The 15,915-nt window shown below is 60.7% G+C and carries 15 protein-coding genes; all 15 read right to left on the bottom strand.

Annotation, left to right across the window (positions count from 1 at the left end):
- Positions 1–3: 3 nt before the first annotated feature.
- Positions 4–822, bottom strand: coding sequence for an acyl-ACP--UDP-N-acetylglucosamine O-acyltransferase (lpxA, locus tag GR197_RS11570; RefSeq protein WP_164009467.1), 819 nt, complete (start codon positions 820–822; stop codon positions 4–6).
- Positions 819–1,286, bottom strand: coding sequence for a 3-hydroxyacyl-ACP dehydratase FabZ (gene fabZ, locus GR197_RS11565; protein ID WP_164009465.1), 468 nt, complete (start codon positions 1,284–1,286; stop codon positions 819–821). Before fabZ ends, lpxA begins: the two co-directional genes overlap by 4 nt.
- Positions 1,279–2,343 (bottom strand): UDP-3-O-(3-hydroxymyristoyl)glucosamine N-acyltransferase, encoded by a 1,065-nt coding sequence (lpxD, locus tag GR197_RS11560; protein WP_164009463.1) that lies wholly within the window; start codon positions 2,341–2,343, stop codon positions 1,279–1,281. The genes fabZ and lpxD overlap by 8 nt, the downstream gene beginning before the upstream one ends.
- Before the next feature lie 50 nt (positions 2,344–2,393).
- A complete protein-coding gene (gene bamA, locus GR197_RS11555; protein WP_164009461.1) occupies positions 2,394–4,733 on the bottom strand; it encodes an outer membrane protein assembly factor BamA in 2,340 nt (779 codons plus the stop codon).
- A gap of 203 nt (positions 4,734–4,936) precedes the next feature.
- Positions 4,937–6,055, bottom strand: coding sequence for an RIP metalloprotease RseP (gene rseP / locus GR197_RS11550; RefSeq protein ID WP_164009459.1), 1,119 nt, complete (start codon positions 6,053–6,055; stop codon positions 4,937–4,939).
- Between the two features lie 37 nt (positions 6,056–6,092).
- Positions 6,093–6,923 carry a phosphatidate cytidylyltransferase gene (locus tag GR197_RS11545; RefSeq protein ID WP_164009457.1) on the bottom strand — a complete coding sequence of 277 codons (831 nt, stop codon included), beginning with the start codon at positions 6,921–6,923 and terminating at the stop codon, positions 6,093–6,095.
- Complete coding sequence (locus tag GR197_RS11540; RefSeq protein ID WP_164009455.1) at positions 6,923–7,666, bottom strand: isoprenyl transferase; 744 nt, start codon at positions 7,664–7,666, stop codon at positions 6,923–6,925. The genes GR197_RS11545 and GR197_RS11540 overlap by 1 nt, the downstream gene beginning before the upstream one ends.
- A gap of 37 nt (positions 7,667–7,703) precedes the next feature.
- Positions 7,704–8,264, bottom strand: coding sequence for a ribosome recycling factor (gene frr, locus GR197_RS11535; protein ID WP_164009453.1), 561 nt, complete (start codon positions 8,262–8,264; stop codon positions 7,704–7,706).
- 136 nt (positions 8,265–8,400) lie between these two features.
- On the bottom strand, positions 8,401–9,123 hold the full coding sequence (pyrH, locus tag GR197_RS11530) for a UMP kinase (protein WP_007628663.1): 723 nt from the start codon (positions 9,121–9,123) through the stop codon (positions 8,401–8,403).
- A gap of 95 nt (positions 9,124–9,218) precedes the next feature.
- Entirely contained in the window at positions 9,219–10,145 is a 927-nt protein-coding gene (gene tsf, locus GR197_RS11525) for a translation elongation factor Ts (protein WP_164009451.1), read from the bottom strand.
- 253 nt (positions 10,146–10,398) lie between these two features.
- Complete coding sequence (rpsB, locus tag GR197_RS11520) at positions 10,399–11,166, bottom strand: 30S ribosomal protein S2 (protein ID WP_003539287.1); 768 nt, start codon at positions 11,164–11,166, stop codon at positions 10,399–10,401.
- A gap of 233 nt (positions 11,167–11,399) precedes the next feature.
- Complete coding sequence (locus tag GR197_RS11515; protein ID WP_164009449.1) at positions 11,400–12,506, bottom strand: substrate-binding domain-containing protein; 1,107 nt, start codon at positions 12,504–12,506, stop codon at positions 11,400–11,402.
- Complete coding sequence (locus GR197_RS11510; RefSeq protein WP_164009447.1) at positions 12,506–13,123, bottom strand: 5-bromo-4-chloroindolyl phosphate hydrolysis family protein; 618 nt, start codon at positions 13,121–13,123, stop codon at positions 12,506–12,508. Before GR197_RS11510 ends, GR197_RS11515 begins: the two co-directional genes overlap by 1 nt.
- 7 nt (positions 13,124–13,130) lie before the next feature.
- Entirely contained in the window at positions 13,131–14,699 is a 1,569-nt protein-coding gene (locus tag GR197_RS11505) for a vWA domain-containing protein (RefSeq protein ID WP_164009445.1), read from the bottom strand.
- Between the two features lie 14 nt (positions 14,700–14,713).
- The gene (locus GR197_RS11500) at positions 14,714–15,790 is read right to left on the bottom strand and encodes a toxic anion resistance protein (RefSeq protein WP_164009443.1); all 1,077 of its coding nucleotides are present in this window, start codon (positions 15,788–15,790) and stop codon (positions 14,714–14,716) included.
- Between the last annotated feature and the right edge of the window lie 125 nt (positions 15,791–15,915).

The following is a 15,915-nucleotide window of genomic DNA, read 5'->3' as shown; positions in this document are numbered from 1 at the left end:
GGACTAGCCCTTCTGCCCTCGGGTCGGCGAGGAGAGAGCGCGGTCGCTATCGGCAGCGATGAAATCGAGGATGTGGACCGCCTGTTCGCAATCGGCATAATCGTCACGAATAGCGGCGGCGTTTTCGCGGACGGAACCCGCTCCTTCGAAGATCGACTTATAGGCGCGACGCACCCTGTGGATGACCGCGCGGTCGACGCCGGCGCGCGTCATGCCGACGACATTGAGGCCGCTCAGCAGCCCGGGATTACCGTTCAGCATGCCGTAGGGAATGACGTCGTAGCTCACGGCCGAAAGCCCGCCGACGAAGGCATGGCGGCCGACGCGCGTGAACTGGTGAACGGCCGAGCCGCCGCCCAGGATGACGCGATCCTCGATGACGACGTGGCCGGCGAGCATGACATTGTTCGACATGATCACGTGATTGCCGACCCTGCAGTCATGCGCGACATGGGAATTGGCAAGGAAGAGGTTGTTATCGCCGACGATCGTCCGGCCGCCGAAATCGGCCGTGCCGGTATTCATTGTCACGCCTTCGCGGATCGTGCAGTTGGCGCCGACCGAAAGCGTCGTCTCCTCGCCGCCGTGATGCACGCTCTGCGGATCCCCGCCGACGACGGCCATGGGAAAGATCCGCGTGCCCTTGCCGATCACGGTGCGGCCGGTGACGATCGCATGCGACAAGAGCTCGACATTTTCACGCAGGACGACGTGCGGGCCGACATGGCAGAACGGACCGATCTTGACGCCCTCACCGATAACAGCCCCGTCTTCGACGACAGCCATCGGATGAATACGGGCGCTTTCGGCGATAGTGCTCATGCCTGTTCCTTACGAACGATCATCGCGCCGATATCGGCTTCGGCGACAAGCCCGCCGTCGACCTTGGCGTCGCAATGGAATTTCCAGATATTGCCGCGCTGCTTGTGCTTCCTGACATGGAATTCGACGCGGTCGCCAGGGACAACGGGCTTGCGGAAGCGCGCGTTCTCGATGGTCATGAAGTAGACGAGATTACCCGGCTGGCCTTCCTTCTTGGCACAGATCGCGCCCGCGGTCTGCGCCATGCCTTCGATCAGGAGAACGCCCGGCATGATCGGAGCCTCCGGAAAATGGCCGGTGAAATGCGGTTCGTTCACCGTGACATTCTTGATGCCGATCGCGCTGTTGTCGCCGTCGATCTCGATGATCTTGTCGACCATGAGGAAGGGGTAGCGATGCGGCAGCAGCTTCATGATCTCGATGATGTCCGCCGAAGAAAGCGTTGTCGTGGCTTCTTCAGTCATTTTCCTTGCCTCCAGGGTTCCGACCGCGCAACTTGGACTTCGACACTTGTTGTGCGGCCTCTCTCAGATAGTCTTTTAGCGGACGGGCCGGTACACCGCCATATTGCCCGCCGGCGGCAAGATCGGTCATGATACCGCTTTTGGCGGCAATCTGCACGCCGTCGCCGATCGTCACATGTCCCTTGATGCCGACCTGGCCGCCGATCTGCACGCCGTTGCCGATCTTCGTGCTGCCGGCGATTCCGACCTGCGCGACGATAGCGCAATGGCGTCCGATCTGAACGTTGTGGCCGATCTGTACCTGGTTGTCGATCTTCGTGCCTTCACCGATGACCGTATCGTCCATGGCACCACGGTCGATCGTGGTGTTGGCGCCAATTTCGACCTTATCCTGGATGATCACCCGGCCGATTTGGACGATCTTGATCATACCGCGCGGACCCGGCGCATAACCGAAACCATCCTGGCCAATGCGAACGCCGTTGTGGATGATGACGCCATTGCCGATCAGCGCGCAGAGCACGCTCGCGCCGGCCGCGATGGAACAATCCCGGCCGATCTTGACGTTCGGTCCAATGATACTGTGCGCGCCGATGCGCGTCCCTTCGCCGATCTCGGCATGCGCACCGATAACCGCCAGCGGCTCGACGATCACGCCCTTTTCAAGCCTGGCGCTCGGATCGATCACCGCGCTCGGCGCGATCTCGCCTTCACCCGAAAAGACGACCGGGCGCAACGCAGCGGGATAAAACAGGCCGCCCGCCATCGCGAAGGCCGCGTGCGGATTGGACGACAGGATGACCGGGATATGCGGGGGGACGAGATCGACGAGCGCCTTGTCGCAGATCACCGCCGAGGCTTCGCATGTCCCGAATTCATCGCGGTTGCGGCGCGACAGGATATAACAAACATCACCCGCCCGCGCCCTGTGGATCGGGGCAACGGACCTGACGATAACATCGGCGTGGTCGGAATTGGCAAGTTCCGCCCCAAGAAACTCTGCCAGCTCAGCGAGCTTCAGACCTTCATGGGGCAGAAAAAAAACGTTTTGCTCCATCGGCAATGCTCCAGAACGGAATTGAGTCTTACAGTTCCGGACTGCCGATATCAGAATTGGTTGTTGATGCCAAACTTGAAGTTCTGCGTCTTGTCGAAGTCTTCCTTGAGAACCGGGATCGCGTAATCCAGGCGCAATGAACCGAAGGGAGACTGCCAGACGACACCGACACCGACGGAAGCGCGCAGAGAGGCGTCTTCGCCGTCAATGCCGTCGCCCCTCAGGTCAACGTCGTTGCCGAACAGCGTGCCGGCGTCGGCAAAGACCGCTCCGCGCAGGTTGAAGTCACGCGGGAAACCCGGCATCGGGAAGGTCGCTTCGGCCGATGCGGTGAAATACGTCGTACCACCAAGCGGATCGTCGTTGGTGCCAGAAACGCGCGGGCCGATGCCCTTGTTTTCAAAGCCGCGAATATCGCCGTTGCTCAGGGTGAACTGATCAAAGACATTCAGGTGGTCCCCAAGGCCGACGACATACCCCGCCGAAGCAGAAACCGAGCCGATGATATCGGCATCGTCAGCGAGCAGACGGTAATAGCGGGCCTTGCCGTAGAGTTTGTAGAATTGCGAGTCGCCGCCGAGGCCGGCAAGTTCCTGCGTCGCCGTCGCATAGATGCCTTCGCGCGGCAGGACGGTATCGTCAAGCGTGTTGTAAGTCAGCGTCTGCGAGACGGAAGAACGTGTCCACGGGCTGTCCTCAACGAGGTGCTGATACGGAGCGGACAGGTCGGCAAGATCGCTATTACTCGCGTCATACTTCATCTGTTTGTAATTATAGCGGAAAGTCGTCGCCAAGTCTTCGGTGATCGGCGCGGTGACGCGCAGGACGACGCTGGTTTCCTCGTAGTCGTAGTTATCGTTGCTCGACGTTTCACTGTGGTTGACGTCGAAACCGGCCGCCAGTCGATAGCCGAGGAAATAGGGTTCGGTGAAGCTGACGCCGTAGGCGCGCGAGCCTTCCTGACCGCCGCCGGCCGAAATGCGGATGTACTGACCGCGGCCGAGGAAGTTCTTTTCCTCGATGGATGCTTCAAGCAGCAGACCATCGCCGCCTGCGGCATAGCCCGCGCCGACACCGAACGAACCGGTGGACTGATCCTGCACGTCGACGACCACCACGACGCGATCCGGCGAGCTGCCCGGCTGGGTGGAAATATTGACGGAGGAGAAGTAACCGAGGGCTTCGAGGCGGCGCTTGGCCTTGGTGATCATCTGCTGGTTGAAGGCGTCGCCTTCGCTCATATCGAATTCGCGGCGGATCACGTAATCGCGCGTGCGGCTGTTGCCACGGATCTCGATGCGCTCGACATAGGCGCGCTCGCCTTGGTCGACCAGATATTCGACACCGATCGTATTGTTGTTGAGGTCCCGGTTACCGCGCGGCGTGACGCGCGCAAAGGGATAACCGGCAGAGGCGACCTGATCGGAGATCGCTTCGATCGACTTCTGCACTTCCTTGGCGTTGTAGACATGGCCTTCGTGGGTGCGCACGAGCGGCTGCAATTGCTCGGAACCGACGCCTTCGACGGTCGACTGGACGGTCACCGGTCCGAAGTCGTAACGCTGGCCTTCCTCGATGTTGAAGGTGAGCGTGTACTTGTTGGTCGCGTCGTCAAAGGTCGCATCGGAAGAGACGATGCGCATGTCGGCGTAGCCGCGATTGTAATAGAACTGGCGCAGCGCTTCCTCGTCGGCATGGAGCTTGTCTTCGTTATAGACATCCTTGCGGGTCAGGAACGACAGGAAGTTCGAACGCTTGGTAGCGATGACGGCAGCCAGGCGGCCGGCGCTGTAGGCATTGTTGCCGACGAAGTTGATCGAATCGATCTTGGTGCGATCGCCTTCGTTGATGACGAAGGCAAGATTGACGCGGCCTTCGCCGAGCGGCACCACCTGCGTCGTGACTTCAACTTCGCTGCGGCCGGTGGCGGCGTACGCTTCCTTGATCGACTGGATGTCGGACTGAATCTGGGTGTCGCTGTAGGGGCCGGCAGCATGCGTCTGGACGATGGTCGCGAGCTTGTCGTCCTTGATCTTGCGATTGCCGTTGAACACGACCTGATTGACGAGCTGGGCTTCCTGGACGTTGACGACAAGTGTGCTTCCGGAGACCGAAATCTTGACGTCGGAGAAATAGCCGGTCCCATAGAGCTGCTTGACCGAGTCATCGATATCGGTGTTCGAAAAACTCTTTCCGGGAGCGATGGTGAGGTTTGACCGGACGGCTTCCGCGCCAACGCGGCTTGCGCCGCGCACATCGATGCGCTGGATGACCGCGGCCTCAGCGGCCGTAGCAGAAACGAACGTCAAAGCACCTGCGCCCGAAGCAACAACACTAGCAGACAGCGCAACCGCCGATACTGCGTTCAAAAACTTTGAACCAGCCTTCATTTCACCTATTACCTTTTTTTCCCTCGTCCCCGACCCCGGGAGAACCCGATTCCGGTCACGTGTGTCGTTTTACCCGCTTTTGACATACAAGCAAGGGAGGTCGTTAATTTCTGTTTACTTCATTTCGAAGCGTGACCCATTCGCCACTACAGCCTTGAAACATCGTAAATAAATAGTAATTCCCCTGCCTTGCGCGTTTACCCTTAGCTCAGGCTAATGTCGTTCCAGGTCGTGAAAACCATCAATGTTAGTATCATGGCCAAACCAATGCGAAATGCGATTTCCTGAGCCTTGGCGCCCAGCGGTTTTCCTCTCACCGCTTCCACCGCATAGAACATCAGGTGGCCGCCATCAAGTACCGGAACCGGCATCAGGTTAAGCAATCCTATCGAAACTGAAAGCATGGCGGCGAGCTGCAACACTGCCCCTATACCAAGCTTCGCCATCTGGCCCGAAGCTTGCGCCACGCGGATCGGCCCGCCCAGTTGATCGGCCCGCATCGTTCCGCGGAAAATATTGCCGATATATTTGAAGGTGCCGGTGACGATGTCCCGGGTCTCGATCACGCCCTCACGCAGCGCCTGGAGCGGCGTATAGGTCTGCAGGCGGAAATTGCCGACCTCCTTGTTGGTGACGATGCCGATCTGGCCGAGCTCGATCTTGTTGCCGAACTGGTCGGTCTGGTCTACGCGTTGCGGCACCATCGGCAAGTCGAGCTTCTGACCGCCGCGCTCAACAGTGACGACGATCGTCTGGCTCGGGCGGATGGCGACATAGCGGCGCACGTCGTCGAAAGTCTCGACCTTGCCGCCGTCGATGGCGACCAGGAGATCGCCGGGAAGGATGCCGGCGGCAGCCGCCACACCATCCGGCCTGACTTCGGCGACGATGGGATCGGCGACCGAACGGCCGTAGACCGAGAAAAGAACGGTGAAGATAGCGATCGCCAGCAGGAAATTGGCGATCGGGCCGGCAGCAACCGTCGCTGCACGTTTCCACAACTTTGCTCCGGCAAAGGAGCGCGCCCTATCCTCCTCGGACATGGCGGCGATCTTGTCGCTGTCGGGCTTGCTCGAGGCGTCCTCGTCGCCGAAGAAACGGACGTAACCGCCAAGCGGGATCACCGAGATCTTCCAGCGCGTTCCATGACGGTCGGTGAAGCCGAATATCTCCGGACCGAAACCGACGGAGAAGGCCAGGATGCGGATACCGCTCCAGCGCCCGACGAGGTAATGGCCCATCTCGTGCACGAAGACGAGCAACGAAAGCACGAGGATGAAGGTGACGATATTCCCCATCAGGAATGCGTATATATCGGCCATCACTTCTATCGGTTCCTTCCGTCAGGCTGCGGCGTCATCAAAGGCCGAACAATGCCGCGCCGAGCGACGTCATCGCAGTCCCCTTTATCAGGGAAAATAATCCAGCAAGCAACAACGCCGAAAAACAGGCAAAAATCAGTCCGTCTACCCGATCCATGACGCCGCCATGACCCGGAATGAGACGGCTTGAATCCTTGACGCCGAATTTTCGCTTGATGAAAGATTCGAACAGATCTCCCGACTGGCTGCAAACCGAGAGAACGAGTGCTGCGACGGCGGCGATGACTTCAGCGCCCGGAAGGAGAAAATGGACGAGAACCACACCGGCTGCGACCGCCGAAACGGCGCCGCCGACTGCGCCCGACCATGTTTTTCCCGGCGAAATCGAAGGGGCAAGCTTCGGTCCCCCGAGCGCCCTACCGATGAAATAAGCGAGGATGTCGGTTGCCCAGACGACGGCAAAGACGAAGAGCATGGCGTAAAGGCCAGGCCGGTCGTCGCTTCTGATCGCAGCGAGCACCAGGCCGGTGGCACCTGCATAAAACAGGCCCACGGGCAGCCAGCGGCTGGTGCCATGCAGGATGATCAGCGCTATGCCGACGGCGGTGACGCCGACCAGCATGCCGGCGGCGAATTCGAAATTGCCGATAAGCACGAGGAAGGCGATCGCCGCCTGGCCGATCCAGCCGACCGTATTGGCGACCCAATCACGCGCGATGCCTGATATTGTCGACCATTCATAATAGATCAGCAGGCCGATCACCGCCGCCAGAATGCGGAAGGCAAACCCGCCATACCAGGTGGCTGCAAGAACGATGGCCGCAAGAATCAGTCCTGAAACGATGCGGAGCTTCAATTCCTGCTGCATCAGGTGCCAACCGCGGCGGCCTGCGACGACAGGCCGCCGAAGCGCCGATCGCGAGAGGCGAACTTCTCGAGCGCCGAGCGGAAGATCTCAGGGCTGAAATCCGGCCAGTATTCCGGAACGAAGATGAATTCCGAATAAGCGACCTGCCAGAGCAGAAAGTTGGACAGCCGCTCCTCGCCGCTGGTGCGGATAATGAGATCCGGATCGGGAATGCCCGCCGTGTCGAGACGGGCGTTGATCAGTGCCGGGGTGATATCCTGCGCCCTCAGGCGGCCGGCCTCGACATCCCTCGCCAGGCTCACCACAGCCCGGGAGATCTCGTCGCGCGAACCGTAATTGAAGGCGATGACCAGTGTCAGCGCCGTATTGTCCTTGGTCGTTTCCTCCGCCTCAAGCAGCAGGCCGAGAATGTCGTTGCGCAGGCTGTGGCGGTCGCCGATCACCTTGATCCGGACGTTCTGGCGATGGAGCTCGGCGAGGTCGCGCCGGATGAAGGCCTTCAACAGTCCGAGCAGATCGGAGACTTCGGCCTCCGGCCGGCGCCAGTTCTCCGAGGAGAAGGCAAAGAGGGTCAGATATTTTATGCCGGCCGCACCGGCTGCGCGTACTGTCTCGCGCACCGCCTCGACGCCCTTGCGATGGCCCATTGTCCGCGGCAGGCCGCGCTGCTTGGCCCAACGGCCATTGCCGTCCATGATGATGGCAACATGCTCTGGCACGGTCACAAATACAGATTCCGACATTTCCCGTCCGGTCTTTCCAGGCAAAGGCACAGATCCACTAGACCTGCATGATTTCCTTTTCCTTCTCGCCAAGCAAGCGGTCGATTTCGGAAATCGTCTCGTCCGTCATCTTCTGTACACGTTCCGACTGCGCCCTGCCCTCGTCCTGGCCAATTACGCTATCCTTTTCGGCCTTCTTAAGGCCGTCCATGCCATCGCGGCGAACGTGGCGAATCGCGACCTTGCTCTTTTCGGCATAGTCATGAGCCACCTTGACGAGCGACTTGCGGCGCTCCTCGTTCAGCTCAGGCAACGGAATACGCAGGCTCTGGCCGTCGACGATCGGGTTGAGCCCGAGATTGGATTCGCGGATGCCACGCTCGACGGCGCTGACCATCGACTTGTCCCAGACGGAAACCGACAGCATGCGCGACTCGGGCACAGTGATGTTGGCGACCTGGTTCAGCGGCATACGCGAACCATAAGCCTCGATCGTCACCGGATCGAGGATGTTGGCCGAAGCACGGCCGGTGCGCAGCGATGCGATGTCGCTCTTGAATGCCGAAACCGCGCCATCCATGCGGCGCTTCAGTTCCTTGATGTCGATACCTTCACTCATGTCGATGCTCCCGTATAAAGCGCGTCGCTATCTTTCATATTCGCTTGCCGCAACGTGATTCAGATTTCAGACCAACCGGGCCTAAATCACCATGTTTCAGCAAGGGGCTGCGCCTGATCAAGCGGCGCAGCTTATATCAGTTGTCGGAGACGATGGTCTTGAGGCCACCCCCCGTCAAGATTTCAGCAAAACCGCCTTTCTCATGGATCGAGAAGACGATGATCGGAATGGAATTCTCCCTGGCGAGCGCGACGGCGGCAACGTCCATCACCGCAAGCCCCCTATCCAGCACTTCCTGGTGCGTCAGCCGGTCGAGGCGAGTCGCATCGGGGTATTTCTTCGGATCGGCGGTATAGATCCCGTCCACCTGCGTACCCTTGAAGATCGCTTCCGCACCCATTTCAGCTGCGCGCAGTGCTGCGGCCGAATCGGTGGTGAAGAAGGGGTTGCCGGTACCGCCGGCAAAGATCACCACGCGTCCCATCGACAGATGATAGAGGGTTGCGCGCTGCGAAAAGCTCTCGCAGATCTCGGGCATGGAGATGGCCGAAAGCACCACCGTATCGATGTTCAGCTTGCGCAGCGAGGTCGCCAGCGCCAGCGCGTTGATGATGGTGCCGAGCATACCCATGTGGTCGCCGGTGACCCGGTCGCCGCCCTTGGACGCTACTGCGACGCCGCGGAAGATATTGCCGCCACCGACGACGACGCCGACTTCCACGCCCATATGCCTTGCCTCGGCGATGTCGGATGCAACGCGGTCCGCTACCGCAACATCGATCCCGAAGCCCTGGCTACCCATGAGCGCTTCGCCGGAAGCCTTGAGTAGAACGCGTTTATAGACAGGCTCTATAGACATCTTGGCTCCTCGTAAATTGCCGTGAGTGCCCGATACACGAAGGGCACCGCGTTGTCACGCGATGCCCTGGTGTTTTCCCAATTATGGCAGGAAGATCAACCCTTGACGGCAGCCGCAACTTCGGCTGCGAAATCGGTCTCTTCCTTCTCGACGCCTTCGCCGAGCAGAAGGCGGGCCATGCCGGCGACTTCGATCGGCGCGCCGACGGCCTTTTCAGCTTCCTTGACGGCGGCTGCGACGGTCAGATCCGGATTGATGACGAAAGCCTGCGAGAGAAGGGCGACTTCCTCGAAGAACTTGCGCATGCGGCCGTCGACCATCTTCTCGATGATGTTGTCAGGCTTGCCGGAAGCGCGCGACTGCTCGATGAAGACGTTGCGCTCGCGCTCGGCGACGGCGGCATCGACTTCCTCCGGGCGGATCGCCAGCGGCGCGGTCGCCGCGATGTGCATGGCGACCTGACGGCCGATTGCGTTCAGGGCTTCCTTGTCGCCGGTCGACTTCAGGGCAACGAGAACGCCAAGCTTGCCGAGGCCGTCGGAAACGGCATTGTGGATATAGGTGGCGACGACGCCGTCCTCAACGGAGAGCGCGACCGAGCGGCGCAGGTTCATGTTCTCGCCGATCGTTGCGATCGCATCCTTGATCGTGTCCGAAACGGACTTGCCGGATGCAGGGTAGGTCGCAGCCGCAACGGCGTCGACGGTGCCGTCGGTGGAGACGGCGACCTTGGCAATGCCGCGGACGAGATCCTGGAAGGCATCGTTACGGGCGACGAAGTCGGTTTCGGAGTTGACTTCGACGACGACTGCCTTGGTGCCCTGGCTGGAAACGGCGATGAGGCCCTCAGCGGCGGTGCGGCCCGACTTCTTGTCAGCCTTGGCGATGCCCTTGGCGCGCAGCCAGTCGATCGCCGCTTCCATGTCGCCGCCGGTCTCAGCAAGAGCCTTCTTGCAGTCCATCATGCCTGCGCCGGTCTTTTCGCGCAGTTCCTTCACCATTACAGCCGTAATCTCGCTCATTAGCTTCCTCTTGTCGGTTCATACGGTGGGCCGCAAAGCGCGGCGCGGCACCGGATTAAGGCACGAAATGTACCTGTATGTATGACAGCGTGATGAAGACGCGTCATACCGAAACTTATCTGGCAAAGAGCCTGATGCCCTCGCCCTGAAACAGGCAAGGCCGCCGAACTTCGATGAGTCGCGAGCGGCCTTTCCAGTCATGCAAGCCCAGTCCCTGCAAGCATAGGCGGACCTTCCGATCCGCCCGCTTTCATCAGCCTTCGGCTGCTTCCTCGAGAGCCGGCTCGACCGGAACTTCTGAGGACGCGCCGAGATCACGGCCGGAAGAGCCCTGCTGACGGGCAATGCCGTCGATGGCAGCGCGGGAGATCAGCTCGCAATAGAGGGCGATAGCGCGCGATGCGTCGTCGTTACCCGGGATCGGATAGTCGATCAGGTCCGGGTCGCAGTTCGAGTCGATGATGGCGACGACCGGGATGCCGAGGCGCTTGGCTTCGTCGATCGCGATCTTTTCCTTGTTGGTGTCGATGATGAACATCAGGTCCGGCGTGCCGCCCATATCGCGGATACCGCCGAGAGCCTTGTCGAGCTTTTCACGCTCGCGCTCGAGGTTCAGGCGTTCCTTCTTGGTGAAGCCCTGGGCTTCGCCGTTCAGGATCTCATCGAGCTTGCGCAGGCGCTGGATCGAATTGGAGATCGTCTTCCAGTTCGTCATCATGCCGCCGAGCCAACGTGAATTGACGTAGTACTGGGCCGAACGCTTGGCGCTGTCGGCGATGATCTCGGACGCCTGGCGCTTGGTGCCGACGAAGAGAACGCGGCCGCCGCGGGCAACGGTGTCGCTGACGACCTGCAGGGCGCGCGACAGCATCGGAACGGTCTGAGCCAGGTCGATGATGTGGATGTTGTTACGATCGCCGAAGATGTACGGCTTCATCTTCGGGTTCCAGCGGTGCGTCTGGTGGCCGAAGTGGACGCCTGCTTCGAGAAGCTGGCGCATAGAGAAATCGGGCAATGCCATGCCTTTGTTATCCTTTTCCGGTTGAACCTCCGCAAGGCGAACAGCATCCTCTTCGAAGATGCCACCGGGCGGAACGATCCGGATTTCTCCCGGACTATCCCATGCCTTACGTGTGGAATGCGGTGCCCATACATTCCGTTTGGAATAAAAGCAAGGAAAACATTCCAAACGGCATATCAACAAGGTTTATGCCGAGAAATTCAGCCGCTGTCCCGCCCTTCGCATGCGGTCGCTCAGCTTGCCAGCATCGTCAGTAACGACAGCATGGCGCCGGCGTCAGGCATCGGCAGGATGGCATCGACCTCAGCCGGCAACAGGCTGCCGATTGCGCTGTTTGCGGTGCCGGTGGCGGTTCCGAGCGGACCGCGGAAGCCGTGTCTCGTCCAGGCCAGCTCCTGCAGCTTCGGGCTGGATAACGCTTCGATCAGCCGGTTGGCGTTCTCGTCGACGACGATTAGCGGATGCGCGGAATAAACGGTCGGTCGCGGATAGAGCACCACCGGCTTTGCGCCTGCGCTTCCCTTGATGCGCTCCCAGCGCGCGGGATCGGCAAGTATCCATTCGACCAGTTGGTTCTCATAACCGACGATCATCGGCTCGCCGCCGAGGCCGCCTGCCAGATACTGGTCGAAAAGTTTGCCTGAGGAGGGTGACTTGAAGCCCATGTTGCGGAAGATCGCCAGCGCCTTGCGGCCGAACGTCGCAAGATCGCCTGATGTCGCGACATTGCCGCTGAAAAGGCTGAGCACGAGGCCGGCGAACATGAAGCCGGAATTGGAGCGGTTAGGATCGGTCGAAACGATCCGAGCGCGGCCGTAAAGCGAGGTGACGCCGAGTTTCGACCAGTCGGCACCGGCAAGGATCGCGTCAAGCAGCGCCTTGAGGTCGAGCTGATGATGGCCTTCATTGGTCACCGTGACCAATCCCGCTTTGATCAGCCCATCGACCACGGGCTGCCAGGAATAGACGACGATCGGTGTGTTCAGCACAACGCGGTCGTTGCGGATACCGATGCCGTTCTGCCTGGCGATATCGACCATGATCGAGGAGGACGGCCAGAGGAATTGCGGATGCTGCGACAGCAGCGCCTGTTCTCGAACCATCTCGACGGAGCCGGCAACGCGGCTGTCCACCGTCAATCCGTATCCGCCAAGCGCCCTGATGACGTCGGGGTCGGAGAGGAACGCCTCCTTCTCGCCGCCGACGAAGCCGAACAGCATCGTGCGGGCGCCGAGCAGTCTCTGCAGTTCGGGCCGGTCCTTGACGGCGAAATAACCGCCAGTGCCGACGATGCCGGCTCCGAGCAGTCCCACTCCAAAAGCGCGGCGAGAAAGAGCCATCAGCGTCCGATATCCTCTTTGAGCGATGCCTGGATGAGGCGCAGATCGGTGTCGAGCGTGCCGAGCGCCTCGTCGATCAGGCTGTCGGCATAATGGACGAAGGCCTCTTCAAGCTTGACCAACACGGCGCGGATTTCCTCCAGCTGCTTTAGGTCAGGAACGCGTTTGGCCTCGATGACGGCAAAACCTTCCGCCACCTCGGCGGCACGCGGTAAATAATAGGAGAGGAATCGCCGTACGGCATTGGCGCTTTCGGGCTTGGCCTCGACCTTGCGAAACACATCGGCGGCGATTTCGGCAAGATGGCGGACTGTGTCTGCCGTCTTTCGATCGTTGATCGTATCGGCTGTGGCCTCCAGCTTCTGCGCGAAGGGAATCGCGGCCTCCAGCAGGTCGCGAGCAAAGGCGATGCGGCCGCTGCCGATGCTCTTGATATCGAGGCCTTCGAACAGCCGGCGCGGTGCGAGCAGAATGACAAGTCCGGCAAAGACCAGAAGGGCGATGATGACGGCGATCCAGAAGGGCATGCCGGCGACAAGACTGAGCAGGGGCACGGTGATTGCCGCCGCCAGTCCCGCCACGATCCAGTTGCCGTCATTGCCGAGCCAGTTGCGCATGCCCGTCCTAATTATAGCCACGTGCGGTGCGGAAGGCGGTGGCGAGGTCCGAACCGCCGTCGAACACGCGCGCCGATGTCTGTTTGGCAAGGCTGTCGAGCTGGGTTTTGTCGGCGTCGCCGAAGGTGATGCCGAAGATCGGCACATGCGGCTCCATCGCGTTCCATTCGCTCATGAAGGCCCGGCTTCGATCGTCGGACCTGCCGTCGGTCATAATGACGATCGCCGGCAGATACGTCGAGAGCCTGTTGGTTCCGGCTATCTGCTGGAGGGCCCGTTCGGCGCAGGCATACATATCAGTGCCGCCATCGGCCTTCTGCCGGGAAATCTCGTTCAGCAGCCCTTGCTGCTCCAGCGGATTTCCGCTTGCCATCAAAGTGTTGCGCACGCTGCCGTCAAAGGGAATGACGATGATCCGGTCGGCAGGCGACCATTGCACCAGCACCTTGCTCGCTTCGTCAGGCGTCAGCAGGAAACGCATCGCCTTCTGCAGCTGGTCCTCGCCGTCACCCTGCATCGAGCCGGAAAAATCGAGGCAGAGCGCGGTCAGGGACGGCTTGCGCAGTGCTGCCTGATAAAGGGTGAGCGCCTGGCGGATGACACCAGGCTCCGGCATGCGGATCGCGGTCACCAGCTGGGTCGGATCGAAATTCCAGCCTGGTTCCGGCTTTGCGGCAACGCCGGTCAGCGGAATGCGCCGGCCGGTATCGGCAATGCGCTGCTGTACGGGGGCGGAGCCGAGATAGACGAGCAGATCGTTGAAGAAGGTCTGAACTTCCGGCCCGCGGCCATGATCGACGAAACCGATCGGCGAATCCGCCATGGCGACGCCATCGGCCGGATAGATCGCGTAAAGCGGCTCTTGAGACAAAGTGGCAAGCTTGTCGTTGGTTTCCTTCAGCACCGCTTCGTAATTCCACATGGCGTCATAGACCGTGCCCTTGCCAGCGGATTGGACGTAAAGATCGGCAAGCCAGCCGGAAGAGCCGGACGAGCGCACGACACCTGAAAGCAGCGAGCGGACGCTCTCCTGGACACCTCTGTCGTCGAGATCGCCGGGTTCGATCACCGGCTTGTTGCCGAGTGCGCTCGACAGCATGGCAAGATAGGCGCTGGCGCCCGAGTTGGATTGCGTCGCCGAGGTCATCAGGAATTTCAGCGATCCGTTTTCGACGGCCGCCAGAATATCATTCATGAACACATCCCTGCCGATCCAACCGAGCTGCTCGGCCTTCGACTTGCGCACGCCCAATACCACCGGCGTCTGGGCGACCGAAGTCAGGCTCTTGACGCGGCGCTTGGTGTCGAACATGTCGACCCAGACGCTGGAGGCCGGCCAGACCGCATCCTCTTCGACGCCCTTGTCGCTCTGCAGCGCCAGGCCGATATCGAGCGTGCCTTCATATTTGAAGGTGCAGGTCGCATTCTTCTGTTTGCAGAACTCCTCGACGATCGGCTGCAGAACGGTATTCTCCGATCCGGAGACGATCGAGAACTCCGGCCCCTTGCCGAAGGGATTGCAGCCGGCAAGGGCCAGAGCGGCAAAAAGCGCCAGGCCTGAAAGCAGTGCTCGCATCGTCGTCCTGCCGATCACGCCTGGGTCATCGCCGTCTTGAGTTCGATCGTCATCTGCTCCATCTGCTGCTCGGCCTGCGCCCGCTTGCGGCGCCCCTCCTCCTGAACCTGCAGCACACCTGATATGGTGTCGATCAGATCCCTGTTGGCCTTGGCGAGCGTGTCGATATCCACGATGCCGCGCTGCGACTGCTGCTCGATGGCGATCGCCTGATCCTTCATCATCTCGGATGCCTGGCGGATCATGTCGTTGGTGGCGTCGGTCACCGCCTTCTGCAGCTCAAGCGCCGATTTCTGCCGCGTCAGCCCGAGCAGGATCACCATCTTCTGTTTCCAGGCCGGCACCGTTAGCGCCGAGGTCGCCTGCAGGTTCTCGATCAGCGTCTCGTCGCCCGCCTGGACGATGCGGATCTGCGGTAGTTGCTGAATGCCGAGCTGACGAGCCTGCTGCAGGTAGAAAACCCGCTTCTCCAGCCGGTCGAGCGCCTGCAAGCTGTCCTGATAGGTCTGCGCTTCCAGCATGCCGCCGCCGGGGCCAGTCGCGGCTGCCTCGGCTTCAGCCTTCAGCCTCGGCAGCTCGACACTGCGAAAGCGCTCTGCAAAAGCCTTGCCGGCCTGGACATAGGCCTCAAGCCGCATGATCGACTGCCTGGTTTCCTCATGCAGGTCATCGAGCAGCGCGATGTCGCGCCGCAGCGTATCCTTGTGACGATCAAGCTCCAGGCCGATTCGATCGATCTGGCCGGCCACGTCCTCGAATTCCGCCTTGAACCGTTCGAGCCGTGCCTTGGCGGAGAGGAAGATACGGCTGAGAAAACCCTTATCCTTCAGCGATGCCGGGTCGAGGCCCTTGGACTTGAGGATGATGTCGCTCAGCAGGCGACCGATCTCACCCAGATCCTTGTTGCGGACCTCACGCAGGATCCGGTCGGCATAGTCGCTGACCGCCTGCTGGGCACGGTCGCCATAGACCGAGATGCCGGCGCGATCGGTAATATTGATGCTATCGGAAATGCGGGCAATTTCCGCCGGATCGGCGGCGGCAACCGGCAGGGCGGCGTTCTGAACAGTCGCTAGATCGGTATCGGCCATCGGTCGAGCTTTCCAGGCTTGCGGCAGGTAATCGTCTGGAGGCCCATTTTCGCAATGAACAGGCCTTGTCACGATGGACTGGCCGCTAGGATCACACCGACCCGAAAAGCAGGACGACGGAAGAC

The organism is Rhizobium phaseoli (assembly GCF_010668805.1).
Taxonomy (GTDB): domain Bacteria; phylum Pseudomonadota; class Alphaproteobacteria; order Rhizobiales; family Rhizobiaceae; genus Rhizobium; species Rhizobium phaseoli_A.
The sequence above is the reverse complement of the archived record's forward strand: the minus strand, read 5'-3'. Positions and strand labels throughout refer to the sequence as shown.